This is a genomic window from Paenibacillus sp. B46(2026) (genome assembly GCF_056786355.1).
In genome coordinates this window covers 2,995,746-3,020,971 of sequence record NZ_CM165907.1, presented here as the reverse complement: position 1 = coordinate 3,020,971, position 25,226 = coordinate 2,995,746, and the positions used below count along the sequence as shown (strand labels likewise).

The window sequence follows — 25,226 nt, the reverse complement described above, 5'->3', positions numbered from 1 at the left end:
ATCGTGATACAACAAAAAGCCGACAAGCCCTGATACCTCGGCTTATCGGCTTCTTGCTTAGATGGTCAAAACGTATTAATCATCCATATCATTCTTTGCATAATTAAGGTTGCAGGCCCTCAGCGGAAGGTGGACTCACTTCCGTTCCAGTCTCTTCAGGGCTCGAATCTGGTTCTGGAACGGATTGTTCTTGTGCTGCGCTGACGGACAATCGTCCAGCTGCTTCAGCCTCTACTTTGTTGCCCGCTGCATCCTGAGCACGAATTACAATGACTCCATCCTCAAGAACAAGGGATGAAGGTGTTGTGTACGTACCCGTGTAACGACCTGGTTCAGTTTCCACCATTGGAATCTCTCCTGCCCCTTGGGCATTCAAATTCAGCGGTAACTGAATTCGAAAAGATGCTTGCAGACCAGGTTTACTGTCAAATGAAACGCTGACACTCTCCCCTGATGTGATTCGAACATCTTCAGCTGGCGTAATATTCGTAAGTTCTGGTAACGCCGTTTCCACATAGACGGTACGGGTTACGGTCATTTTGTTACCAGCAATATCGGTTGCTGTAATGGTAATCATGTTCTCGCCTTCATTAACCAATACGCGGTGACTGAAACTTCTGTCTTTACCCACTTGTACGGTTTGTCCGTTGACGGTTACCTTATCGAGGAATTGTTCCACGACATTCCCCGTTACGTGAACAACTTCTGCATTGATGCGATCCCCTTGAGCTGGCGTAAGAATCGTCAACTGTGGTTTAGTCTGATCCAAAATGATGACAACGGGCAGTGAACGGTCGGTTGTTTTTCCGTCCACCACGGCCTCGGCAGTAATCGCATTGATGCCAGAACGGAGTTTCACACCGTATGAGAACTTCCCATTTGCCACAGTTGTCGTACCAGCCAGATCTTTGCCGTTGTAGATCTTGATCTGAGCGCCGGATGCCGGAGATGTTCCCGACACAGTGAAGGTTGATTGATTCGTATACGTGTTCGCTGGTGCTGTGAGCACAGGTGCATTTACCGGATATCTCACAACTGCACGAATCATGTAGTTACCTTCTTCGGCAGGTGAAGTGCTCCAAGCTCCACCTACTCGCTGCCAGCTTCGACCTGCATTTGGACCATCCTCATCGGTAGCGAGTCCCGGAGCGCTGGTTCCAGCTAAAGTCTGTACATACACGATATAGAAGTCACCCGTTACAATGACCGGTTCCGGGAATTCAACGGTTGTCCATTGATCGTTACGAAGTGCAGTACCGTCAAATGGTCCGGCCAGTTGTCGTCCCGGAGCTCCGCCAGCACCCGATGCATCATAGACGGCATATTGGAACGCTGTACCTCCAGGTACAGGCCATTCGGTGTTCCAGAAACGGAATGATGCACCCGTCAGTTGAGCGGTCTCCAGCTCTGGTGTCATTCGAACTGCCCAAGCGTTATCCGCAGCGTTAAAAGCCCGTGCGTTTTCTGCTGTTCCATCATCATAAGCAATTTCCCCTGGAAAACCGATGAATGGTTTCAAAGCAACATTCGCCTCTACCGTACCATTACCAGGTACAGTCACAGTGACGGTTTTACTGTAATAATCAGCCGCCCGGATGGATAAAGTATAGCTTCCTTCCAATACCTGAATAACGAAGCTGCCATCTGAACCTGTACGAACTTCACCTACATTGGCATCTTCCACCACGAGAACAGAAGCATCAGCCAGTGGTTGTCCTGTCCGCTCATCCGTTACTACACCTTCAATCTGTCCATGCGGGATTGCTTCCAGATTAAAGTTGGCTTTGGCTCCACTGCCATCGGTGATCGTTACCTGCTGAGTTCGAGGATAATATCCATATGCCTCAGCTTTTAACGTGTAATCACCTGCTACGTGTGTGAAGCTATACTTGCCTGTAGCTGAATCCGTCTTCACCGAACGTCCGGTTTCCAGTACGGTAACCGTTGCACTTGCAGGCAGGCTTTGTGGATTAACCGAACCTGTTCCTGGCTTTTCAACTTCCGGTTGTTGCTGTTTCGTTTTGTTGAACTCCGCTTTGTCTGTCCGCGAAATTTTGTACCATGGGTTATCATAAGACGGTTTCGGTTTGTCGCTGTTAAGCACAACCGCACTGTCCTCAGTTACTGTCTCAGCAGCAACACCCAGTACACGGAAATCATCAATGAACCAGCCTGTCTTCACAACACTGTTGTCTGAGGTCAGACGGAACCGGAATTGAACTGCATGACCGGTAAGTGCATCCAGATCATAAAATACCGGTGCCCATTGTTTACCGTTTGTACTATGTGAGAATTTGCCCAGTTCTGACCATGTCGTTCCACCATCTTTGGTGACTTCCACATATCCGTAATCATATCCGCTCTCAATCTCGTACCAATGATTAAACGTAAGTGTTCCTTCGGATACATCCGTCAAATCAATGACCGGAGATACGAGCGAATAGTTGGAGCCATTCTCGTAGGTATTGTCGAGATCAGTCGCCCAGACATTCGGTGGAGAAACCGCGCTGGCAGGTCCCGTTACCGGAATGCCGCGTTCCCACTCATCTTTGGTTCCTGAATGAGTCCAGCCATGATCATCACTGCCATCGAAATGATCGATATAGATATCTTGAGGCACCTCTACTGTAATGGAGACCTCATTCGACTTGTCACTTTCATTGCCACTATAATCTAGTGCCGCAACGGTATAGTAATAGGTCGAATCCGTAACCGTAGCTGTATCCGTAAACGTTGTTCCTGTTGCAGTTCCAATGGATTCATAACCTGCACCGGCGGTTGTGGAGCGATATACCACATAGGATTCGAGATCCTCATCGCTCGGACCAGTCCAGCTCAAGGCTACATTGCCCAGAATATCAGCGGTGGCAGTCAATCCTGCAGGAGCTCCCGGTGCAAGATCATCCAATTCTTCAACTGCAAAATCATCAATATACCAACCAGCCTTTTGCACCGAGTTATCACTGGTCAGATTGAATTTGATAAATACCTGCTGTCCCGCGTATGCGCGAAGGTCCACATATTGTTTCTTCCAGTTCCCCCCCGTACCCGTGAAGCTTAACAACTCTTCGAACACATAATCGCTATCCTCGGAAGCGATATATACCTTGCCAAAGTCGATGTTATTCTCCAGATCATACCAGTGTTTGAAAGATAATAACGCACCTTCCGGACTCTCAGTAAGATCAATTGGTGGCGCAAGCAGATATGCATTGCTATTCCCCAGATAAGTGCCTTGCAAGTTGGTTGCAATCACCTTGTCACCGGAGTGTGCACTTCCAGGACCACTGCTTGGTGCTCCCCATACCCATGTACTTCCGGTACCGCCAGTGGTGAAGCCCAGCTGATCTTCTTCAAAATCCTGAAGATATCCTGGCTGAACACCATTGGAGACAGCCACCTTGTATACCTGACTATCGAATCCGTTGTTGCCATAGTCATTCACGCGGATATAATATTCTACACCTTGTGGCTCAATGAGAAATGCCGGAATGGTTGCTGTGTACGTACCATCTTTGTTATCCCCGGCAATCCGATTCATCGGCAGATACACATACTGGTTGGTACCTGTCGTTTTGGCAAAAGCCTCAACCGAGACTACCGCGACATTATCTGTCACATGAGCCGTTAGTGGAATATCGATACCTGTAAAGGCTGAATTGACAGGGGTGTGCGCCAGTACCGGCTCTTCCAGATCATCTCCGGCTGTAACGACTCTGCCAGAAACTGTGCCGATCCCTTCGAGTACAGAACCCACGGCATCAAGAGCGTTAATAATGCCGTGACCGTAGCCGTTATTAGGAGATGTCGGATACTGACTATCTGTTCTCGGCGTCGCTGTATCTGTAATGATCTGCTCCAGCTGATCCACCGTAAGGGAATGATTGGCTTGAAGCAGGAGTGCAGCAAGCGCCGTTGTATGCGGACCCGCCATCGACGTTCCGTTCCAGCCTCCCTCATATACACCACCCGGAACTGCTGAACGAATATTCACACCAGGGGCAGATACTTCCGGTTTGATCTCGTCATATGGAGATGGACCCAGCAACGAGAAGGATGCCAAGTTACCATTGATATCTGTGGCTCCAGTGGCGAAACTTTCGGGGTAGTTGGCCGGGTTCGCAACAGATCCAGGTCCGCCCGGGTTACCCAGTCTCACATTTCCGGCGGAGAATTCCGGGAAAATCTGAGCATCACGCCAGGCTTGCACCATTGGTCGGAACCATTCATCCAGTCCTGCGCCTCCGCCCCATGAGTTGTTGACGACATCCGGTGCAAGTTCAGGATGCAGATTGCCTTCCGCATCCACCGGAGCAATCAACCATTGTCCGCCATCCAGAATAATGGCATCCGTTGTTTCCGGATTGAATATCCGCACACCAATCCATTTCGCACCGGGAGCAACCCCGATCTGATTGGTGCCATCTGCTTCAGAGCCAACCATCGTACCCATCGTGTGTGTACCATGCCCATCTCCGTCCGCAGGAAGTGAAGCATTACTGTGCGGATCATACCAGCTCAGTTCGGGATCAACGATATTGCCCGAAGAATCCAATCCCCGCCATTTGCTGCGAAGCGCAGGGTGGGTATAGTCCACACCGCTGTCCAGATTGGCAACGACAATCCCTGTTCCATCGATGCCCCGATCCCACACGGCTGGCGCATTGATGTAATCCAAGTTCCATTCCACGTTCTCTGTCGCAAGCTTCTCCTTTGCAGCAGGCTCTTTGTCTTTGACTCCGACTGAAGAGTCTTTAGCTGGCGTTTGGACAGCATCTTTGCCTGGTGCCGCATTCGCCGGTTCTTTACTCACTTCAGCTTTCTGTAAGTATCTCGTCTCATTCGGTAGAATCTTCTCCACCTCAGGCAGCAGCGCAATCTGTTCCATGACTTCTTCGGTACTCGTTACTGCCAGTGAATTGACGATAAAATAGCTTTTATATTCTTTGACCTTGCCCAGGTCAACTTCCTTTTCCAGATAAGTTTCCAATGGATACTGTGTACGTGAGGCTGTTTCTCGCAGAGAGCTGACGACCGAATTCCGAACGGACAGCTTTGTGGCTGAAGCCGTTTGTTTGGCGATGGTTGCCTTTTCAAGGGCCTGTTTGGAGACTGCTGCTGTATCCACCTGTTCTTTCATTTTCACCAGATAGGTAACATATTCACTACCCTCAAATTCTTTGGTCAACTTGGCGTTTACTTTGGATTCTGAGACTTTGGCGAGTCCAGATTTCATGTCCAATTTGGATGATGTGGAGTTTTCAGCTGAAACCGGATGAATGATCGAAAATGCAAGGAGAAGCGAGAGCCCCATGGAGATGGGCTTGCGTAACCGATTAATCTTTATCAAACTTTTCCACTCCTTTAACCCGGTTTTTTAATTTAGTCTGGTACATATGCCCTTCTCTGCAGAATAAAACGGTAAAACAACCTTTATTGCGGACGAAATAGATGCTCTGGATTTCACATAAAGCCTCACCTCCTTTACAGGTTGGGTTAGGGAACAATATGGATCAGAAGAGATAACAGATCAGTCTATGAATTTTCACTTGGAGGTTTAGGAGATTGAGTGTATCGGATAAATCATGAGAGTAAACGGTTTGGGTATTTGAGTAATGCAATGAGAGTGAATGTCTATAAGCATTCATGTGGAAGGGTAATCAGGAGCGTTAGCAGAACGCTTGCCAAGGAGTAGTGAATATGAATTTTGATCGTAAATCGAGTGAGTGGAAAACCATTTAAATTACATATAATACTAATTAGGAATTTAATTGGATTTTATTGGTATAGTATAAAGTCATTTTTCGAGATATACAAGCACTTTTATTGAAAAATATAGAAAATAAGCATTTTAAAGGCTTTTATATATCTAATGTCTCTACATGTTTCTCTTTCTTTTCACAATTGCGAACAATTAGTAATTTCAAAAGGTTAAAGCAGTTCTTTATAACTATGACCCCTCTTTCACTTTGTGGTTGCTATCTCAGAAAATTCAGTTCAGGTTACTTTAATATGGAAAATATGGTATTATATTATATGCAGTTTTCAGAGGCATTTGAAAATCAAATGATATATTCTTTTTGAAGGAGGTATTCCTATGTTTAACAATCAATCCCTGCATTTTACGAAAAGGAAATGGAAAACACTCACATCCGTTGTTCTTGCAATGCTGTTATTTGGCATGTCTGTCCTGCCTGCAATGGGCGCATCTCCCGGAAAAACCGTAAACGCATCGGCAAAACTGGCCTACAACCTCAAAGGACTCAAGCATGACCGTGTGGTGCAAAAGGCTTACATCGCAGATAAATACGTGTATGTTACTCAGCGTGTGGGCGGGACATGTCATCTCTCCAGATTACTCATAAAGGGCAGCGATGCTGTATACGTAGATAAAATGACCATCACAAACAGCGGTCATTGCCAAACACTGGATATGTATACGTACAATGGGTCCAATTATTTTTATTTTAGCTCAAAAGCCGATCCTTCCAAACCAGAGAATTGGTCACTCCAGGTAGCCCGACTGCAATACGTGGCAGGCAAAACTGTGGATTATACCGATCTCCATCGGTTCACCTATATGAATTATGCCAACAAAACCGGTTCGAAACTGGGTGAAACCTACCGTGTGGATGGCGGTGGCAACAGCAACTACACCGTTTTTCGTATACAAACGAAGGAGAAAACCGTCACCTGGTCCATTTATGATACGGTCGCATTGAACAAGCTTCCGGATCATAACAAGCAGGTTCGAATGGACAGCGCAGCTGCGGTGAAGGCTGCTGTTACCAGCTTCACACAGTCGGGCAATGCCATTATCAGACCCAACGGATCTTTCCAGGGGGTAGACCTGCTGGGCAAAACGCAAATATTTACATCGGGCGGGGGCGAAGGGGAAACGCCTCAGATTGCCAAAATTTCAAGCTCAGGAGCATACCAATCCCTTGTAAAAATAACGAATGTCGGCAAGCATGAAATCGAGGGCGTTCAGACGAAGAACGGCAACGTATACTTCACCATCGTTACCGATCCGGGAAACAAAGCGAACGGGCAAAAAATATACTACGTTCCCGACAGCACTTTCTAACACTCTCAGAACTTGAAGCAACCCAAAGAGCGCTATCCGGTGAGTAATAATACTCCTGGATGCGCCCTTTTCATATCAACTGTAGTACGAATTAACCTGGTTTATCCGTCCGATTCCTCTTCTATGAAAGGAACACGGTCCACCTCTTAGTCCAATTCTATCCTAAAAACGACAGGTGATTTGCTTTGCACTTTCGTTGTTGTAATGGTCAGAGCACCTTCTGTTCTTATCCATTCGGGTTTATCCTCGAAACCCAAAACTTCGATGTTCTTAATGATACCTTGAAAATGATGAGACATCGCCCTCAGGGACTTTACATGCACAATACCATCCTCTGGATAAACAAGTACCGTGGCATAGAGGTAGCTTTCTTTTACCGTAAACCGTATATCTTCACTCGTAAATACCTTCGTATCCCCGTCCGTGAATTGCCCTTCCTTCACCTCTGTCGGACCCTCGCCAAACGTACGCCAGAATGACGTGTCATAGATCGCTTCCCCATTCACTTCCAGCCACTTGCCAATGCTCAGCAAAATGTCGCGATCTTCTTCCGGTATGCTGCCGTCTGCTTTGGGTCCAATGTTCAGCAGTAAATTCCCGTTTTTGCTTACAATATCGACGAGATCCCGAATGATCTCCTCAGCCGTTTTATAGTTATTATTTTCCGTGTAACACCATGAGTTTTTAGCGACAGCCGTATCGGTTTGCCAAAAATAGGGCTTGAGCTCCGCGAATTGTCCCCGCTCTACATCCGGAACAGCAGAGCCAAACATATAGGCCTCATGTTTATAATTGATGGCTACAGGGATGCCCCATTCTTCACCTTTGTTATAATAATAGGCAGCGAATTTCTTGAGATAGGGTTTGAATGCAACCGTTTGAATCCACCAATCGAAATAAAAGACCTTCGGCTGATATTGATCCACCAGTTCACAGCATCGAATTAACCAGTCTTCCAGATACTCCTCGGTTGGAGGCGAACCATACAGATCATGATGATTCGGCTCGGGCATGGCAGGCCAATAGAAATCCCCACGCTTCAGGGGTTCCTTAATATCGGAATCAAACTCCTTCCCGTGAGACATGAAGAACCAGTGCTCGGCGCGGTGAGACGACACACATAAGGTCAGCCCCTGCTTCTCGTACGCAGCCTTCATCTCACCCAGAAGATCCCGTTTGGGGCCCATTTCATATGTGTTATAGTGTGAGATAGAGCTCTTGTACATCTGAAAACCATCATGGTGCTCGGCTACAGGCATAACATATCTGGCTCCGGCTTGTTTGAATAACGTGGCCCATTCGTCTGCATCGAACTTCTCTGCACGAAACATCGGAATGAAGTCTTTATATCCAAACTCCTTATGGGGTCCATACACCGCAAGGTGATGTTCATAAGCTTTGGAACCTTGAATATACATATTTCGCGAATACCATTCGCTATCATAGGCCGGAACGGAGTACAGCCCCCAGTGGATGAAGATGCCGAATTTCGCCTTCTGGTACCATTCAGGAACTTGAAATGCGCTAAGTGAACTCCAACTGTCCTTGAATTTACCGCTCGCAATCGTTGCTTCGATCTGTTGCAAATATTCGTTTTTATCCATGCTATGTTCTCATTCCTTCCGTTATCGTCTGCATTTGTATTGTAGTTCTACGGCCGAATGATAAACATGCAGAACACTAACTTTTAGATGGACAATACTAACCTTGTATGGAGATGAGGATCATGAATCACCAAACTTTGCTTACGAACTACCTGTCCAATCTGCAAGTTGAATTATTCATGGTCAACTACAATCGGTGCGACACCGATTGGCGGGATCTGGATTACACGCCTGATTACAGCAAGTTTTATTTCATATGCGAAGGCGAAGGTTGGCTCAAGATTGGGAATGAGGAGTATTACCCTACGCCTAATCAGCTTATTTTAATGCCAGAGGGAATCAAACAATCTTACTCTGCCATTAACGACCGTCCTTTTCTCAAATATTGGTGTCACTTTAGTGCAAAGGTTGGGGGGATCAATTTGTTCCAAATTCTGAAATTCCCACATCGCTGTACGATAGATCAACCTGAGTTGATTCAGGGGATTTTCAGCAGCATCCTTACATATGCGAAGTCCGATGAAGTCTATGCCCATATGATGGCCAAAAGTAAACTGACCGAGTTACTGTCTCATTACATCATGAGTCTGGATCTGGATCAGATCTCTTTTATTAACGTGCCTGTCATGGAGAAGCTGTCTGCCATTCTGGCTTACATTGATTCCAACATCGAAGAGAATATTTCGGTTCAGGATCTGGCCCAGATCGCCTACATGCATCCAAATTATTTTATTCGATTTTTCAAGCAGCAGATCGGCATTCCGCCAATCCTATACATCACAGGCAAAAAAATCGACAAAGCCAAGGAACTGCTAACCTGCACTCCGAACACCATTACAGCCATTGCCGAGAATCTCGGATTCAGTGATTTGTATTATTTCTCCAGACAGTTCAAAAAGCATACAGGGCTCACGCCTACGGAGTTCCGCAGACAAACTACGGTTTGGACCTCGTAGGGCGTAAGCTCTGATGCTTTGTTTTTTACGTATTCGAATGAATTAATATGGACATGGCACCTTTACTCTCCAATTGGAAACATAACAGCTCTTCATTTCGCAGTTTAACCTTCACATTGCCCACCTTTTCACTATCGTTGAAGAGGACTAATGCGACAGAACCGTCAATATTTTTGAACGCCACTGAACAGATGGAATGATTACTGGACGCCGAATCAATGCGAACTGCCTTTGGACGGATGAAGGCACTAAAGTGTGCCAAGGCATAATAATCAAGTGTATACGTAAGCTCCTTCGTCTGCTGATTCACTTGCACGATCCCACGGCACGTACTGCGACCAAAACCAGGAACCGCAGGCCCATTCTTCTCATCCAGTGCCATATTCCACAGTACAAAGGACTTGCTGTAATTACGAAGAATCTGAATTCCCGTTCGCATCACATTGGAGAAGGCCTGCTCGAATGGCGGAATCCACTCCCCGCCTGAACCTTCAGTGAAATGCACTTCTTTACCTGCAAAAGCTTCATAAACCTTCGTTTGAGCAGAAGCATCGCCCCCGTACCAATGCCAGGCTACTCCGTCTACTTCCTCACCCGCTTGTTCCAGTACGGTCAGTGGATATTCCGGTTGATCCCAGTTGTGATCGTAACAGAGAATCTTGGTTTGAATCTCATTTTGTACAAAGGCTGGTTTGAGATGGTTCTTAATAAAGTCTGCTTGCGCTTCGGCTGGCATCAACATACCCGGATAGTGCCCGGGTTCATAGAGCGCCTCATTCTGTGGTGTGATAGCATGGATCGGTAATCCATGCTCTGTATACGCTTGAATATATTTCACAAAATATTCGGCATAAACGGAATACCATTCAGCCTTCAACTGTCCCGTAATCATCGATCCGCTCGTTTTCATCCATCCGGGTGCACTCCATGGTGAAGCAAATAACTTCAGTTCAGGATTCAATGCCAGAGCCTTTTGCGTTAAAGGAATAACGTCCTCTTCATCATGTGAAATGCTGAATTGGGTTAATTCTGGATCTGTCTGCTGTTCTGGCATATCGTTATAACTGTATACCGTTCTAGCATAATCCGAAGCGCCCATCGGATTACGGATGACTGACAGTCCGATCCCTTTCTCACGATGGAACAGCCGGGTCATAACCTCATTCTGCTGTTCTTCACTCAGTATTTGATTGATCAGATAGGCGGAAGAATCGGTAAAAGAAGCACCAAATCCGTCCATCTCCTGATACGTTAGCTGATCATCCAGATAGATAGTCGTTGTCTCCAGATCAGGGGCAAGAGGTTTCAATTGATCCGTCGACACGGGTACAAATAGTTCATCTTCACCTGTAGATTTGTACATTTTGAATGTAGTCATAGGATTCTCCTTTGTATTTCTATTATTGAATGCCTAGTTTCTCTTTGTTCAATTTCATCTTTTCACTGCGTACCTTCACAATCTCTTCCCACCGATTTTCACCTAGAAATGACTTGTAAGCAGCCAGTGCATTGTCATACGAGGCATCATCCTTGGAACGCACCATACTGACCAGCGTTGTATTCCATTTCGTATTGATCGCTGACAACGCACGAGCTTCAGGTGTACCTTGATCCGGGCTAATATTCTCCAGAATGAAGTGTGGTTTCAGCTTGCCTTTACCCCACTCCTGCATCTGTTTAATCGCTTCCGGAAAAGCATCTGCACTGAGTGCTTTGTGGCGGTCATGACCAAAGAACATAAATTCACCCATCCGATAATCCTTTTTGAATTGATCTGCGTTATTCAGTTGCATGTCTTTCACTGCTGGCAGTAATTCTACACTACCGTCGGCTTTAGTTTCGAAGGTCTCCCCTTCGATCCCGTAATTCATAAGCGTCTGTCCTTCTTCACTCAGCAAGTATGTGAATATCTGAATGGCCTTGGCCGGATCTTTACAATCCTTGGAAATGAAATTGATCATCCACCCCGTTATCCCGGATTGATTCAATGTTGGTGCATTGCCTTTGGTGCTCTGCGGTCCATCGATAGCAACATATTCTTTGCCTGGATTCGCACTCATGTAGATTTGCAAGTTTCCTCCTTGTTGAGGTGTACCGTCAAGCAGCATCGTCGCATATTTACCTGACTTCACTTTTTCTTCAAAAGCGGTACCATCATCGGCAAAACTGTCATCACTGATATTGCCGTCTCTATACACGGTGTTTAATGTTTTCAACCACGTGAGGTAATCTTCATCCAGATTGCGATCATAAAATTCTCCTGATTCGGTCTCCAACGGAACACCGATGAAATCCTGTAACGTATCCCCGAGTGAACCTGTTCCTTCACCAATGGAGTTGAATCCAAACGGAATCAGCGCAGGGAACTCTTGTTTCATTCGTTTCATCACACTCTGGAATTCTTCTGGCGTTCCAATGACCGGACTACCCAAAGCTTCGTACACATCTTTACGAATGATAAATGCCGTTTTGGCAGGAATGTTACCGCTATCATAATCCTTTTGTGTATTGGAATAGTTCGGGTAACCATAGGTTTTACCATCCGCCAATTGGAACCAGTTCAATGTATCGGCAGCCGCAACTTTATTGAAGTAAGGATCATATTTTTCCGCCAGATCGTTCAGCGGCATCGCCCAGGTTGCAGCTTTTTGGACCACAGGAGAATTGGTGTCAAACACCGTCAGCAAGTCAGGCATATCTCCACCTGCGAAAAAGGTGTTTAACTTGGTATCATCACCCGTGATGAATTTAATATTGATGTTCAGATCCTCTTTGATTTTCTTGGTAACTATGTCCTTGCCAAAATCAGTGTTCCACCAGTCCGCATTGACGTACCATGTCAGGTCGGTAGCCTCTTCCTTTTTATCCAACTGCCAAGCTGGCTTTTCCGGGTCGACCGTATAACGATCTTCAATGGATACCCAGTTTCCTTCACTGGAGCCCCCAGATCCACCGCTGCAACCTGTAATCATAACTACGGCTGTGAGCAGTGTTGCGAGCAATTTAATCCCTTTTTTGCCTGATGCCTTGTTCAACTTCAACATGTTTTTGTTCCTCCTCAAAATGGGGTATTTAGTTCTCCTATTCCTTGACCGCTCCGAGCATCATTCCCGAGATAAAATATCTCTGAACGATGGGATAGATCAGCACGATTGGTAGCGTAGTAATGACAATGGTGGCCAACTGCACGCCTTTGGTCGTTGTTTCAATCACAGCCGAACCTCCAACATTTTGCATGGATTGGGTCTGGGACTGAACGATAATCTCATACAGCATCATCTGAAGTGGATACAGTGACTGATCGGTAATATATAACTTGGTCGTCATGAAGTCGTTCCATTGCCCAACGCCATTGAATAGCGCAATCGTAGACATGGCAGGCATGGAGAGCGGAATGAATATTTTCAGGAAAATATGCCAATCCCCTGCACCGTCAATCTTGGCCGATTCTTCCAGCGAATCCGGGACATTTCGGAAAAAATTCATCAGGATGACGACATCATAGAAGCTGAATAACGCCGGGATAATGTACACCCAGAAGCTATTAAGCAAACCAAGTGATTTGATTAACAGATACGTCGGGATCATACCGCCGGAGAAGAACATTGTAATAACACCCATGGCAACGTATAATTTACGGCCTTTTATGTACTTTTTGCTCAGACCGTAACCAACCATGGCACAGAAGAACACATGTGTAACAACGCCAATCGTTGTCTTGGAAACCGATATGAAGAAGGCCTGCCAGATGCCCTGATCGTTGAATACAGCTCTGTAATTCTCCAGCGAGAATTCCGGTGACCAGAAGATGAATCCACCTTCCGCCAGCGCCTTGCCTGAACTAAAGGAAGAGATGATAACATTCCAGAGCGGAACCAGAATAACGACCGTACAGATGATTAACAAAATCATGTTTAAGGTATCAAAGATCCGACTATCGAGATCTTCTTTTGCCACCTTTCCATTCACGCGGGATGCCTCCTTCTACAACACAGATTGATTATCGTTTAATTTGCTTGTGATTTTGTTCGCCGTGACGAGTAAAATCACAGAGATGATCGAGACAGCCAAGCCAACGGCCGTTGCATATGAAAAGTCACCCTGAGACATACCCATACGATACACGTACGAGTTAATGACTTCCGCTTTGTCGCGGTTCTGGGAGTTCATGAGAACCAGGGTCTGGTCCAGATTAGACCCCAATAAACCGCTTACAGTTAAAATCAGATTTAAGCTGATAATTGATCTCATATTAGGCAATGTGATATTCCAGATCTGTCTGAGACGGCTTGCACCATCGATTTTGGCAGCTTCATAATACGTAGGATCAATCTTCGCCATGATCGCCAGATACAGAATGGTTCCCCAACCTGCCTCTTTCCAGATATCCGATAACGTAGCAATCCACCAGTACTTGCCTGCATCCAGCAAGATGTTCTGCGGTTGCGAGATCACTCCCAGACTAAGTAGTAATTGATTAAATAAGCCCGTTGTTGAAAACCAGGTAATCAGCATTCCCCCCAGTACGATCCAGGACAAAAAGTGGGGTAAATATGAAACCGTTTGCACAAACTTCTTGAAGCGTCCGCTGTTTAACTCGTAGATCATAATCGCGAGAATGATGGGAATGACGAAGCCTATACCTAGTTTCAAAAAACTAATCCCCAGTGTATTCACGACTGCATCCCAGAAGTATTTGTCAGACAAAATGATTCTGAAATTATCCAGTCCTACCCATGGAGCGGTAGCCAGCGTATCAATGACCGTGTAATTTTTGAAAGCAATCGTCAAACCGTAGATCGGGATATAACAGAAAATAATCATAAAAATAATACCAGGGATAATCATCGATTGAATCTCCCATTGTCTTCGATAATCTACTACGAATTCTTTGATCCGTTGTCCGATGGGTTTCTTTCCATTGGGATTGATCGCATTTTTACCGGTTGATGTCTCTACGGATGATGTCTCTACGGCTAATTTATCCACGTTCTTTTGCTCCCCTCCATCTATTTGTTATAAAAACGTTTTTATTTTTTAACATAAAAACCCCCTTGGCTCACATCTATATATTTTTAACTATACTTTTACACAAGAACGAAGAGGACAGAAACAACCAGAAGAAGCGAAGCGTTCGCCTGAAAGCTTTCTGAAAGAAAGCTACATCGGAAGCATACGCCATCCCTGGATTTTCCCCTTAGTATAAGGAATTCAATAAAAATCTGGGGATAACAGCAATCGGAAGGTTGTTCTGTCATCGGAGTGCCAGTGTAAATCATTCAGTTGAACATATTTGTACGTTAATCTTTCCGGTCGATCTTCACATGGCTTGAACCTCTCACCACCAGCTCACCCGCCAATTTCTGTGCAGCCCCTTGTTCTTTCTCCTTGATCATACCCACCAGTTGATTGATGGCCAGGATACCCTGTCTTGCAATTTGATTTCTTACCGTTGTAAGCGGTGGAGAAAAATACTGTGCGATATCAATATCGTCAAAACCCACGACACTAACATCTTGAGGCACTTCAAAACCCTCAGATTTCAACGCATGCATACAGCCAATTGCACTCAAGTCATTCCCTGCAAGAAATGCATCAGGCCGCTTGCCGGGATGTAAATGAAGAAAAGATTTTATCGCACTATACGTGCTCTCCTCCTCAAAATACCCTTGTATAATGTAATCTTCATCGATTGGAAGCTGGTATTCACGCAAGGCAGCCAGATAGCCATCTCTACGCTGCACACTGTCAAACATCGTGTCCACGCCAGAAATATAAGCAATGTTCTTGTGCCCCAGCCCAATTAAATACTTGGTTGCTTCGTAAGCCGCCACGTACGAGTCAAAAATGACACTTCCCATGGTATCACTCTGATAGACCCTATCCAGAAAAACAGCCTTGATCTTGTCTTTCTCCATGGCGATAATATCTTGCTCATCGATCCGAAGCTCTTCGTAGATAATGACGCCATCCACCCGCCGACCCAGAATATTACTCATAATAACGTGTTTATCCTTGGTCACAAATACATTCAGCCCGTACCCCAGACGATCACATTCGCGAGACATCGACTCGACAAGCTTATAGAAATACGGACCCGATACACTTGTCGTGAAAAAGCCCAACATTTTGGTTTGACCTGACTTCAACAGCTTACCGTTCAGGTTGGGCACATAATTCAATCGCTCTGCCACCTTGAGAACATGCGATTTGGTCTCCGGGTTCAAGACATCCACACCATTCAAGGCGTTAGAGACCGTTGATATGGATACGCCAGCTTCCCTTGCTACATCTTTTATCGTTATCTTTGCCATAAGTTTTGTTCCTTTGCTATAAAAACGTTTTTATAATGTTTAAACTAACATGAAACCGTTTTTATGGCAACATTTTAATTTGCGAGTTCAGGCATCATGTCCTTTATCGATAGTTATATGTCACTACGGGCGCAAAAAAACGGCTCACGTATGAGCCGCCGTTCATGAAGCTTTAGCTTTCTATTCCTCATCCTGAATATACATGGAGTGAATCTGTTGCAGCTGCTCTTCCAGACGTTCCAAGCGAACAAAACGATCCGCTCGAATATACTCCTTCTGCTCTACAATCATGATCATTGTTGGAACGGTAAAAATAAGAAACTTGGATGCAACCTCTTCCACTTCGTTAGCATCAATGTGAGCCAGGTATATCGATGGATAAGGTTCAAGTAACGCCCTGATCTTGGGGAGTAAAGCGTGACATACACTGCACTCTGGCCGAGATACATACAAAAAAAACAATTCATGTTGTTGAATCGCCTCTTCAACCATTTCTATGGATGTTAACTCATGAATATCTTTCATAGAAGCTCAGCCCTTTCCGTCATTCGATGACTTGCTCACCTAAACCTTTTCTTTTCAAGTATAGCTTATCTGCGTTAGAATTAAATGGAATATATCCCCATATGAAAGAGGTTATGGTATGAAGAAATCATTCTTGGTTCTGTTCACTGCCCTGGTTGTTGTTACTTCCTTCTCGGCGTTTACACCTGTGTCGGATGCCTCTGGCGATATTGGCGTAAGTCTGCTGTCTGATCGTCAGCAAGGTACAGTGAAATAAAACTCGCATAGAACTCAGCAGGCGACCTGTTCGGATATGATCCGTAGTTGGTCGCCTGCTTTGATTTTTCTTCTATTGGATGTTTACTTCCAATCTCTTTTCCGAAAATAGGATTCGAATACGAAAGTTCCAAAAGGCAATAGACCGGCCAGTCCACCCATCAGCCAGCGCGTGATTTTCCACTTTTTAACCACAGCCAAATGCACAAGCGCAATAAGGTACAAAGGAAATAAAATGCCATGAATCATGCCCATTACGGCCACAGCGGAAGAGATATCTGCAAAATATTTCAGAGGCATAGCAATAAAAATCAATAGAAGTAATGATACGCCCTCCCATATGCCCGCAATTCTGAATCGGCCTGTCACTGTCTTCATAAAGTCCATTCTCACCTTTCCCGCAGATCGTTTGTGAAATATGTAACTTGTAACATGATACAAAAACTTCACGCCACATCTCTATACAGATATGTCATTCTGAAGCTCATCTTCAGTATAACGTATGACTTCGATTCGAAGATGCTTCAAATTTGAATAATTATTGAATCCATAAAACCAGATTCCCACATCAGGTCTTACGGATTCAAGTCGTCTCACGCTCAATCAGCTGATATGTCAGCTGCTCTGTCTTCAACTCCGTTTTACCCAATACGGCCCACAATTGATGAAAAGCCTGGGTGGCTTGCTCCGCAATCGGATTGTGTATGGTCGTGATTCCGAGAACACGGGAAAGCTCGATATCATCAAACCCCACAATGGCGAGTTGTTCCGGCACCTTAATATTTCGTCTGCGTGCTTCACTCAGAATGCCGATGGCTGCATAATCATTCGAACATAATACGGCCTGTGGAAGTTCTGGTCCCTCTGCCATTCTTCGCATTGCTTCTTCGCCATCTGAGGAGCTAAATACGGAATATTGATACGCTTCAGTCCACACTTGCATACCTCTGCTCTTCATGAAAGATTCATAGGCTTCACGGCGGCTCTGGGTATTCAGACTTTCAGCCCTGCCAAATGCATTGGCAATTCGGGTGTATCCTCTTGATACCAGATGCTCCAGAGCTAACTTATACCCTTCTGCCTGATCCATAGCGACAGACGGAATCTCGTCATTCCCCATTCGCTGCCAGGAGACAATGGGGCCATAATCGCAATATGCCTTCAGTTTGCGAGGGTCATTGACACAAGCAATAATAACTAGCCCATCGACTCGTTTACTGCGCAGATCTTCGAACGCCTGCAATTCAATCTCCGGATCTCCACGGGATGTATAGATAATCGTCTGAAACCCAAAATCCATGGCTGTATCAATGAATTGATTCATGAATGTAAGAATGATCTCACCTGTGGTAGAGGTCACAATTCCAATCTGCTTTGTTTGCCCTGTAGATAACGATACCGCATTCCGGTTGGGAATATAATTCAACTGTTTCATAATATCCGTTATGATCTGTCTTGCTTCATCACTAACATGCGGAGAATGATTAATCACGCGTGACACTGTCGCTTTTGAGTAACCGGACCGCTTCATAATTTCATCGAACTTGGACATCGGAGACTCCTTTCTTGCTAACGAACTATATAAGTTCAACTAAGATTATTTACACTGGCACTTCGATGACAGAACAACCTTCCGATCGCTGTTATCCCCAGATTTTTTGATTCCCTTATCTTAACGGGAAAATCCGGGGATAAAGGCGACCGCTTCGCTTCTTCTGGTTATTTCTGTCCTCTCCGTTTTCGTGTAAATTTTAGTTGAACTTATTTAGAATAATAGTATGCCTTAATTTGGGGTCAAAAGTAAAACTTGACGTGTAACCCGTTACAACGTTTAAGCTTTTTTTATGTTATACATGAATCATCTTAATATCAATTTGATGAATGGAGCGATACACATGAGCAACTCGCAAAATCAAACCTATCAATTTCCGCAAAATTTCCTGTGGGGTGGCGCAATTGCAGCCAATCAGGCTGAAGGTGCATACAATCAAGGCGGCAAAGGATTATCTACACAGGATGTAGCTCCCAAAGGCATCATGGGTCCAATCACGGAAGAACCCACTGAAGATAACATGAAACTGATCGGTATCGATCTGTATCATCGTTACAAGGAAGATGTGAAATTATTCGCGGAGATGGGCTTCAAAGTATTCCGCACTTCCATCGCCTGGTCCCGGATTTTCCCGAAAGGGGACGAGCTGGAGCCGAATGAAGAAGGATTGCAGTTCTACGATGATCTGTTTGACGAGTGTCACAAATACGGGATCGAACCACTCGTTACGTTATCCCACTATGAAACACCGCTGCACCTGTCCAAAGAATATGACGGCTGGGTTAACCGGAAAATGGTTGGATTTTATGAGCGTTATGTAACAACTGTCTTCAATCGTTACAAAAACAAAGTAAAATACTGGCTTACCTTTAATGAAATCAATTCGATTCTTGAAGCACCATTCATGAGCGGTGGCATCTATACGCCGAAGGAACAGCTAAGCAAGCAAGATCTGTATCAGGCGATCCATCATGAGTTTGTAGCCAGTGCTTCCGCTGTGAAGCTCTGTCATGAGATCATACCTACAGCACAGATTGGTTGTATGATGCTCAGCATGCCTACCTACCCGCTAACACCGAATCCAGACGATATGATCAAAGTCATGGAATTCGAACATAGCAACTATTTCTTCGGTGATGTACACGTAAGAGGTCGCTACCCTGGTTATATGAAACGTTATTTCCGTGAAAATGGGATCGAGATTCAGATGGAAGCTGGCGACGAAGAAATGCTGCTGAATACGGTAGACTTTATCTCTTTCAGTTATTACATGAGTATCTGTCAGACAGCAGACCCGGAGAAACAAGTCGCAGGTGAAGGTAACCTGCTTGGGGGTGTACCTAACCCTTATCTGCCAGCAAGTGAATGGGGATGGCAGATTGACCCGCAAGGCTTGCGTTATGTGCTTAACATGTTCTATGACCGTTATCAAAAACCACTGTTTATTGTAGAGAATGGTCTTGGCGCTGTCGATGAGCTGATCACGGGTGCTGACGGCGAGAAAACAGTCGAAGATGACTACCGAATCCAGTATCTGAATGATCATCTGGTTCAAGTTGGTGAAGCTATTGAAGATGGCGTTGAAATTATGGGTTATACATCATGGGGTTGTATTGATGTTGTCAGTGCGTCTTCTGCCCAGTTGAAAAAACGTTATGGCTATATCTATGTTGATCGTCATGACGATGGATCAGGAACACTCGAACGTTACCGCAAGAAATCCTTCCATTGTTACAAAGAAGTGATCAGCAGTAACGGGAAAAGTTTGCAGCGTTAAGGTTTTTTAAGCAAATGTAACAGATACATCCGTCAATCCCCCAGACAAATCACATGAATAAGTGTCGATTGTACGATACCTTGGCATGTTTTCTGTCTGGGGGATTTTATTTAAAAATACTCTATCTCTTTAATGATTCTAGCAGGATTGCCACCCACGATCATATTATCCGGAACATCCTTCGTAACCACCGACCCAGAAGCAATGACCACGTTGTCTCCAATGGTAACCCCCGGATTAATAACGACTCTACCACCAATCCATACATTATTGCCAATCATGACTGGCTTGCCATATTCTGCACCCGTATTGCGTTCATGCCGATGGAGCGGATGAGCAGCCGTATAGATATGTACATCAGGCCCCATTAAGCAATGGTCAATATTAGGTTCCATGCTCAAGTGTTCCCCTGGTCATCGCTCCCTTGGTACACAACATGTATTTCAATATTAGATAACACTTTTTAAAATTCTTTTAATTATAAAGATTACCATGAATAAAGCAAGTCTTCGTATATATGAAACTAGCTTAATCTCCTCTCGCGCACTCTCGAGATACAGCAAAAAACCTCTACACCCAATTGTCTATGGGAATGCAGAGGCTTAAGCTTTTGTCCAATTTCTTTATTCTAGGCAACCGCCTGAACAGTTTTTTCCTTGATGCTAATGGCGTAGATAGCAGAGACCAAACCAAGCAGAATCAGAACAGAACCAACCCATCCGGTGTTCAGAATCGATGAATGATCAATCACCATGCCGCCGATATAGGTACCCAGTGCAATACCTGCATGTGCAATACCTGAATTGGTACTGATTAGCGTTTCGGCTGTTTCCGGCGAAGTTCTGATAATGAGACTATTCTGAACGGGTGTAACCGTCCAGCTCAATGCACTCCAGATACTTAACAATAGCAAAAAGGCGATCAAAGGCAATCCTACGCTGAACGGAATGACAGCCATACTCACGATAAAGGGAATCAGCACAATGACAATCGCTTTAGCAGGGTGCAGACGATCGGATAACATGCCCCCGATGCCTCCCCCTGCGACAGCGGCGATCCCAAACATCATATAGATAAAGGTAACCATCGTCGCGCTGGCACCCAGCGTTTCTTGCAGAAAGGGTGTGAAATACGCATATAAAGTCAAGTGACCTGCAAGCACAAGCAAAGTCGTAGCATGGATCGCCAACATTTTTGGATTCCACAGAGCCGTAAGTTGTTTCTTCAGGGATACAGCAGGAATAGGCTGCACACGGTCCATCGCAATCCAGATCGCTACCATAACCACTGCGGTCAGAATAGCAATCAACATAAACACCTCACGCCAGCCTGCCAAGTTGCCTACAAAGATACCCAGAGGTACACCCAGGATAAGCGATGCACTGCCTCCCATGGTAATGATCCCCACCGCGCGTCCTTTATATTGTGGTTCCACAATACGCGTTGCAAGAGTTAGGGAGAGTACAAAAATAAGTGAGCCCGTCGCGGCTCCGAGCGCTCTACCCGCCATCAGCATGTAGAAGCTGGTACTGAACGCAGAGATCAGATTACTGATCAGAAATACAAACAGCGTACACATATATACTTTTTTACGTTCAAATCTGGCCGTCATATTTAATAAAATCGGCGCAGACAACGCATAGACAAGTGAGAAAATAGAAATTAAATACCCGGCCTTCGCCAGGGAAAGATGAAGATCCGTAGCAATCAGGTCCAGAATGCCGCCCAGGATCAGTTCAACGGTTCCGACCACAAATGCTGCGATAGCAAGCACATATACTTTCTTATTCATGTTGAATCCTCCTCGAAAAGTTACAACTACGATAGTAACCTATAAACATGAAAGTTTCAACACTTATTTTCATGATCATTTTCATAAGAAGATATAACAAAAAAACTATTCTCCGAGAGAATAGTTTTAATAGATCAACCTGGTGAGCAGTCGCTCGATTTCAGCATCCTGTAACAGTTGATCACCGTATTTTTTGGTAATTTGAGTGAGCGCAACATCATGATAGAAATAATCAGTCATCGCTTTGACAATCGGTTTGGACAACGTCTTGATGGCTCGCCATGAATCGTGCTCCACACCGGCAAATAGCAGATAGGCATGATCCACAATGAGCAGCTGTGAAGGTTCAGGCGCGTCAAGCAATGGAATCAACGAGTATTTCCGGGTTAAGGATGTCTCCATTCCCCCAACAGCAAGCACTTCAACGTACACGCCCTGCTTTTCCTTCTGTTCCAGCAGTTCACAATATTTCTCCATTCGCTCATTCCATGCCAGAAAAAGAATCGATGAGTCTGCTTCCTCGATAAGCTGTTCAATATTCGATGCGATGGATGATTCATCTTTTAACGTCCAGATATGCTCGTCCGTGAATGTACGTTTGATTTTGTAACGCTTCAGTTCCTCAATATCTTTCTCAAAATCTGCCTTAATTTTATGAATAATGGACTGAAGATCAACGGCCATATATAATTTTTTCTTCCCATCCATCGTTGTTAGCACCGTTCCCTTGTCGATCAGCCGGTTGAGCACTTCATAGATCTTGGCTTTGGGGACGTTGGAGTGATTAACAATGGATGTGGCATCAAGCGGTTCATCCTGTGCAAATATAGCCTCATAGACCTGACTTTCATATTGTGTAAAACCGAATTTCTGCAACATGTCTGGATCGGCGCATCCCTTCTTATTGTGTCTGGTCTTTCTAGTTTAGACGGCTATACTGCCCATGTCCAGTATGTCCCAATTGATCTTGGTGAAAGTCGTATCGCAATAAGCATTATGGATATACCTCAAATAAAATCACTTCCCAGTGGTTATATTAACATCGGGAATACACATTTAGCTTGTGGAAGGAGCTGTGAGTTTGAATGGAAAGCACTCAAGATTTTGTGAAAAAAGTTAACGAAAATGCCGAAAAAGCACGCCATAACAAAAACAATGGTAAAGGCACTCCAGGGGACAAGTTGCCATCGAAGCAGCACTCGACGAATAAGTAAGCAAAACATCGACGAACTGGGAAAACAGTATCTCATCATTGATTTAATCGTTATATCCGTCTGTTTATTGAACAGCATGTCTTCCGTCTAGCACACTTCCCTCTACTTTTCATCTACTATTAAGAACCTTTAATAGAAAAGAGATGATTAGGATGGCTCGTGTCAATGCTGTTCCACAACCGGATCTGGTATTAATCTATTGGTCTAGAAATCCGCTCATTCCAGGTTCTGCGCGCAGAATCCAAAGTGTGCGTGTGATTGGTAATACGTCTCCATGTACATTCACACTGGTTCCCGGTGCACGACTGATTAATGCACTGAACTGCTTGCTGGACAATGATATTGGATTCAAAGTGGTATACCGCTACAAAACGTCTGAAATCAGTGGGGTTCTGTTATTGAAACGCAGATAATCAGAATCAAAAAATGGTGCTTCTCCTTAGGGGAGCGCACCATTTTTTATTTTTTTATTCTTTGATCCTATGAAATTCAACCATTTTATTGATTAGCTGTGATGGTATCGTTCACTTCTTGTGTGATCTGATCCCCGCCAAGTTTCTTCCAATTGGCTACAAAGTTATCGAACTCGTCAATCGACAAGTTACCATAGATGATTTTCAGAAACGTCTCGGCTCTCAGTTTATCGAGTGTTGCCTGTTTGGTATTCATCGTTCTCGTTGGTGCATAGATGAATTCATTCATGACAATCAGGTCATGATCCCGATAATATTTAATCACACCTTGGGAACTCTCTGGGCCAAAGATACGCTCCATATGCCACTTATCGAGATCCCCATTCCGATAATCCATAATATCGTCATAGAACAGCTTCGCTTCGAGTTCCAATCCAGAGGTATCTCCTGTTTTGAGCGCCTGCTCCACTTCATCCTGTGCTTTCACATTTTTGTTGGCTGGCAGGTTGGAGACTGTCGCATTATGAAAACCAAGACCTGTCAGTCCATTCAGATAAGCAGCCCGTTCTTCTTTGGCAGACTCACCGAACATTTTTTCAGCCTGGAAATTGAGCAGCTTGATTAACGCTTCCGGATGCTCATAGCCTTTGCGAACGGCAAATATACCGCCCAGACTAAGATGATTCTGTGTTTTTGCTGGCTGATCATCTATGGATTGAACCGGGTAAGGCATCCAGTCGATGTTCTTGTCTTTTTTAATCATACTGCTAACCTGAAAAGGCGCCCATTGTGGCAGGAAGAACATGCCTGACTTACCTGCATTCACATCCTCCATCATTTTAGCAAAATCCTTCACGCCAAATTCGGGATCAAGCACACCCTTCTGATACAGAGTCTGAAGCTCACGCAATCCTTCCTTCACTTCCGGTTGGATCGTTCCATTCACGACTTGACCTGAAGCATCCTTGATCCAGGTTTCGAGGTAACCATGATAGCCGAGCAAGAACGCATTTATAGGTAAATCTTTGTTCAAGGCAATCCCATACGTGTCATCTTGGCCATTTCCGTCTGGATCTTCGAAGGTAAAGGCTTCTGCAATCTGGATAACATCTTGCATGGACTCGGGCGCTTCAAGACCAACCTTTTTCAGCCAATCCTGGCGTATCCAGATCATATCCGAGGAATCCAGCGAGCCTGGGAAACTCACCATGGCGTATATTTTCCCATCCTTCGTTACCGGCTTCAAGCCCGCTCCATCTTCAGCGGACATGAACTCCTTAACCAGTTCGGATGCATACTTGTCATATACTTCGGTCAGATCCTCCAACATTCCCGCTTCATGCAGTTGTTCGAATTGAACAGCACTCACTTTCAGTACATCCGGCAGATCACCACTCGCCAGCGTGACATTCATCTTATCGTTATAATTGGCATCCGGAACAATCCATTCGTACGTTACATCAATACCGAGTTCATCCTTATACCCTCTGGTCCATATGTTGTTGGCGTGTGTATCTCCTTGGGCGAGTGATTCTTTCCCCGTTTCATTCATGGTAGATGTCAATTTAATGGGTGGGTCATATTTTGTAAGTGGTCCTCCCGCATCCTGCTGTGTGTTCGGTTCCGTTTCATTCTCGGCACTCCCCGCACCAGACGAACAAGCTGCAAGCGTGGTGGCCAGCACCATGGTTAATGTTAACAATGAGAACTTCTTGAATGATATATTCATGCGAATCC

The 25,226-nt window shown here is 44.9% G+C and carries 19 protein-coding genes and 1 pseudogene; 6 read left to right on the top strand and 14 right to left on the bottom strand.

Features of this window, described 5'->3' with window-relative positions:
• Window positions 1–103: 103 nt before the first annotated feature.
• A complete protein-coding gene (locus AC1S8V_RS13700; RefSeq protein ID WP_482074046.1) occupies window positions 104–5,350 on the bottom strand; it encodes a S8 family serine peptidase in 5,247 nt (1,748 codons plus the stop codon).
• A 747-nt stretch (window positions 5,351–6,097) separates the two neighbouring features.
• Between AC1S8V_RS13700 and AC1S8V_RS13695 the strand changes: the two genes are divergently transcribed.
• Window positions 6,098–7,087: a helveticin J family class III bacteriocin gene (locus tag AC1S8V_RS13695; protein ID WP_482074045.1), complete on the top strand. Its 990-nt coding sequence runs from the start codon at window positions 6,098–6,100 to the stop codon at window positions 7,085–7,087.
• A 146-nt stretch (window positions 7,088–7,233) separates the two neighbouring features.
• On the opposite strand, the gene AC1S8V_RS13690 is transcribed toward AC1S8V_RS13695, so the two are convergent.
• On the bottom strand, window positions 7,234–8,691 hold the full coding sequence (locus AC1S8V_RS13690; RefSeq protein WP_482074044.1) for an alpha-L-fucosidase: 1,458 nt from the start codon (window positions 8,689–8,691) through the stop codon (window positions 7,234–7,236).
• A 122-nt stretch (window positions 8,692–8,813) separates the two neighbouring features.
• Here AC1S8V_RS13690 and AC1S8V_RS13685 point away from each other — a divergent pair, with 122 nt between their 5' ends.
• Window positions 8,814–9,647 (top strand): AraC family transcriptional regulator, encoded by an 834-nt coding sequence (locus tag AC1S8V_RS13685; protein ID WP_482074043.1) that lies wholly within the window; start codon window positions 8,814–8,816, stop codon window positions 9,645–9,647.
• A 25-nt stretch (window positions 9,648–9,672) separates the two neighbouring features.
• On the opposite strand, the gene AC1S8V_RS13680 is transcribed toward AC1S8V_RS13685, so the two are convergent.
• The 6 genes from AC1S8V_RS13680 to AC1S8V_RS13655 all read right to left on the bottom strand — a co-directional run bounded on the left by AC1S8V_RS13680 (window position 9,673) and on the right by AC1S8V_RS13655 (window position 16,486).
• Window positions 9,673–11,025 (bottom strand): glycoside hydrolase family 30 protein, encoded by a 1,353-nt coding sequence (locus AC1S8V_RS13680; RefSeq protein ID WP_482074042.1) that lies wholly within the window; start codon window positions 11,023–11,025, stop codon window positions 9,673–9,675.
• Window positions 11,026–11,047: 22 nt separating this feature from the next.
• On the bottom strand, window positions 11,048–12,691 hold the full coding sequence (locus AC1S8V_RS13675; protein WP_482074041.1) for a type 2 periplasmic-binding domain-containing protein: 1,644 nt from the start codon (window positions 12,689–12,691) through the stop codon (window positions 11,048–11,050).
• Window positions 12,692–12,728: 37 nt separating this feature from the next.
• Window positions 12,729–13,616, bottom strand: coding sequence for a carbohydrate ABC transporter permease (locus AC1S8V_RS13670; RefSeq protein ID WP_482074040.1), 888 nt, complete (start codon window positions 13,614–13,616; stop codon window positions 12,729–12,731).
• 15 nt (window positions 13,617–13,631) lie between these two features.
• Window positions 13,632–14,636, bottom strand: coding sequence for an ABC transporter permease (locus tag AC1S8V_RS13665; protein WP_482074039.1), 1,005 nt, complete (start codon window positions 14,634–14,636; stop codon window positions 13,632–13,634).
• Between the two features lie 311 nt (window positions 14,637–14,947).
• Entirely contained in the window at window positions 14,948–15,961 is a 1,014-nt protein-coding gene (locus AC1S8V_RS13660; RefSeq protein WP_482074038.1) for a LacI family DNA-binding transcriptional regulator, read from the bottom strand.
• Window positions 15,962–16,141: 180 nt separating this feature from the next.
• Window positions 16,142–16,486, bottom strand: coding sequence for a thioredoxin family protein (locus AC1S8V_RS13655; protein ID WP_482074037.1), 345 nt, complete (start codon window positions 16,484–16,486; stop codon window positions 16,142–16,144).
• 118 nt (window positions 16,487–16,604) lie between these two features.
• Between AC1S8V_RS13655 and AC1S8V_RS13650 the strand changes: the two genes are divergently transcribed.
• On the top strand, window positions 16,605–16,742 hold the full coding sequence (locus AC1S8V_RS13650) for a hypothetical protein (protein ID WP_482074036.1): 138 nt from the start codon (window positions 16,605–16,607) through the stop codon (window positions 16,740–16,742).
• Window positions 16,743–16,825: 83 nt separating this feature from the next.
• Here AC1S8V_RS13650 and AC1S8V_RS13645 read toward each other — a convergent pair whose 3' ends face one another.
• Both AC1S8V_RS13645 and AC1S8V_RS13640 read right to left on the bottom strand, forming a co-directional pair.
• A complete protein-coding gene (locus AC1S8V_RS13645) occupies window positions 16,826–17,119 on the bottom strand; it encodes a DUF3817 domain-containing protein (protein ID WP_482074035.1) in 294 nt (97 codons plus the stop codon).
• A gap of 205 nt (window positions 17,120–17,324) precedes the next feature.
• A complete protein-coding gene (locus tag AC1S8V_RS13640) occupies window positions 17,325–18,293 on the bottom strand; it encodes a LacI family DNA-binding transcriptional regulator (RefSeq protein ID WP_482074034.1) in 969 nt (322 codons plus the stop codon).
• 343 nt (window positions 18,294–18,636) lie between these two features.
• Between AC1S8V_RS13640 and AC1S8V_RS13635 the strand changes: the two genes are divergently transcribed.
• A complete protein-coding gene (locus AC1S8V_RS13635) occupies window positions 18,637–20,070 on the top strand; it encodes a glycoside hydrolase family 1 protein (RefSeq protein ID WP_482074033.1) in 1,434 nt (477 codons plus the stop codon).
• A gap of 110 nt (window positions 20,071–20,180) precedes the next feature.
• Here AC1S8V_RS13635 and AC1S8V_RS13630 read toward each other — a convergent pair.
• The 3 genes and pseudogenes from AC1S8V_RS13630 to AC1S8V_RS13620 form a co-directional block, all read right to left on the bottom strand.
• Window positions 20,181–20,450, bottom strand: a pseudogene (locus tag AC1S8V_RS13630) (DapH/DapD/GlmU-related protein); the annotation flags it as partial.
• A 248-nt stretch (window positions 20,451–20,698) separates the two neighbouring features.
• Entirely contained in the window at window positions 20,699–21,862 is a 1,164-nt protein-coding gene (locus AC1S8V_RS13625; protein ID WP_482074032.1) for an MFS transporter, read from the bottom strand.
• Between the two features lie 126 nt (window positions 21,863–21,988).
• Window positions 21,989–22,741 (bottom strand): TrmB family transcriptional regulator, encoded by a 753-nt coding sequence (locus AC1S8V_RS13620; RefSeq protein WP_482074031.1) that lies wholly within the window; start codon window positions 22,739–22,741, stop codon window positions 21,989–21,991.
• A 206-nt stretch (window positions 22,742–22,947) separates the two neighbouring features.
• Here AC1S8V_RS13620 and AC1S8V_RS13615 point away from each other — a divergent pair, with 206 nt between their 5' ends.
• Window positions 22,948–23,076 (top strand): DUF4023 family protein, encoded by a 129-nt coding sequence (locus tag AC1S8V_RS13615; RefSeq protein WP_047842809.1) that lies wholly within the window; start codon window positions 22,948–22,950, stop codon window positions 23,074–23,076.
• A 152-nt stretch (window positions 23,077–23,228) separates the two neighbouring features.
• A complete protein-coding gene (locus AC1S8V_RS13610; protein WP_145317749.1) occupies window positions 23,229–23,489 on the top strand; it encodes a hypothetical protein in 261 nt (86 codons plus the stop codon).
• A gap of 85 nt (window positions 23,490–23,574) precedes the next feature.
• On the opposite strand, the gene AC1S8V_RS13605 is transcribed toward AC1S8V_RS13610, so the two are convergent.
• Window positions 23,575–25,218: an extracellular solute-binding protein gene (locus tag AC1S8V_RS13605; protein ID WP_482074030.1), complete on the bottom strand. Its 1,644-nt coding sequence runs from the start codon at window positions 25,216–25,218 to the stop codon at window positions 23,575–23,577.
• Window positions 25,219–25,226: the final 8 nt, after the last annotated feature.

Excerpts from the sequence above, each read along its gene's own strand:
- AC1S8V_RS13620 (WP_482074031.1), bottom strand. The coding sequence starts at position 22,741 with ATGTTGCAGAAATTCGGTTTTACACAATATGAAAGTCAGGTCTATGAG.
- AC1S8V_RS13660 (WP_482074038.1), bottom strand. The coding sequence starts at position 15,961 with ATGGCAAAGATAACGATAAAAGATGTAGCAAGGGAAGCTGGCGTATCC.
- AC1S8V_RS13690 (WP_482074044.1), bottom strand. The coding sequence starts at position 8,691 with ATGGATAAAAACGAATATTTGCAACAGATCGAAGCAACGATTGCGAGC.
- AC1S8V_RS13650 (WP_482074036.1), top strand. The coding sequence starts at position 16,605 with ATGAAGAAATCATTCTTGGTTCTGTTCACTGCCCTGGTTGTTGTTACT.
- AC1S8V_RS13625 (WP_482074032.1), bottom strand. The coding sequence starts at position 21,862 with ATGAATAAGAAAGTATATGTGCTTGCTATCGCAGCATTTGTGGTCGGA.
- AC1S8V_RS13695 (WP_482074045.1), top strand. The coding sequence starts at position 6,098 with ATGTTTAACAATCAATCCCTGCATTTTACGAAAAGGAAATGGAAAACA.
- AC1S8V_RS13640 (WP_482074034.1), bottom strand. The coding sequence starts at position 18,293 with ATGTCCAAGTTCGATGAAATTATGAAGCGGTCCGGTTACTCAAAAGCG.
- AC1S8V_RS13675 (WP_482074041.1), bottom strand. The coding sequence starts at position 12,691 with ATGTTGAAGTTGAACAAGGCATCAGGCAAAAAAGGGATTAAATTGCTC.
- AC1S8V_RS13685 (WP_482074043.1), top strand. The coding sequence starts at position 8,814 with ATGAATCACCAAACTTTGCTTACGAACTACCTGTCCAATCTGCAAGTT.
- AC1S8V_RS13645 (WP_482074035.1), bottom strand. The coding sequence starts at position 17,119 with ATGAAGACAGTGACAGGCCGATTCAGAATTGCGGGCATATGGGAGGGC.
- AC1S8V_RS13655 (WP_482074037.1), bottom strand. The coding sequence starts at position 16,486 with ATGAAAGATATTCATGAGTTAACATCCATAGAAATGGTTGAAGAGGCG.
- AC1S8V_RS13680 (WP_482074042.1), bottom strand. The coding sequence starts at position 11,025 with ATGACTACATTCAAAATGTACAAATCTACAGGTGAAGATGAACTATTT.
- AC1S8V_RS13635 (WP_482074033.1), top strand. The coding sequence starts at position 18,637 with ATGAGCAACTCGCAAAATCAAACCTATCAATTTCCGCAAAATTTCCTG.
- AC1S8V_RS13605 (WP_482074030.1), bottom strand. The coding sequence starts at position 25,218 with ATGAATATATCATTCAAGAAGTTCTCATTGTTAACATTAACCATGGTG.
- AC1S8V_RS13610 (WP_145317749.1), top strand. The coding sequence starts at position 23,229 with ATGGCTCGTGTCAATGCTGTTCCACAACCGGATCTGGTATTAATCTAT.
- AC1S8V_RS13615 (WP_047842809.1), top strand. The coding sequence starts at position 22,948 with ATGGAAAGCACTCAAGATTTTGTGAAAAAAGTTAACGAAAATGCCGAA.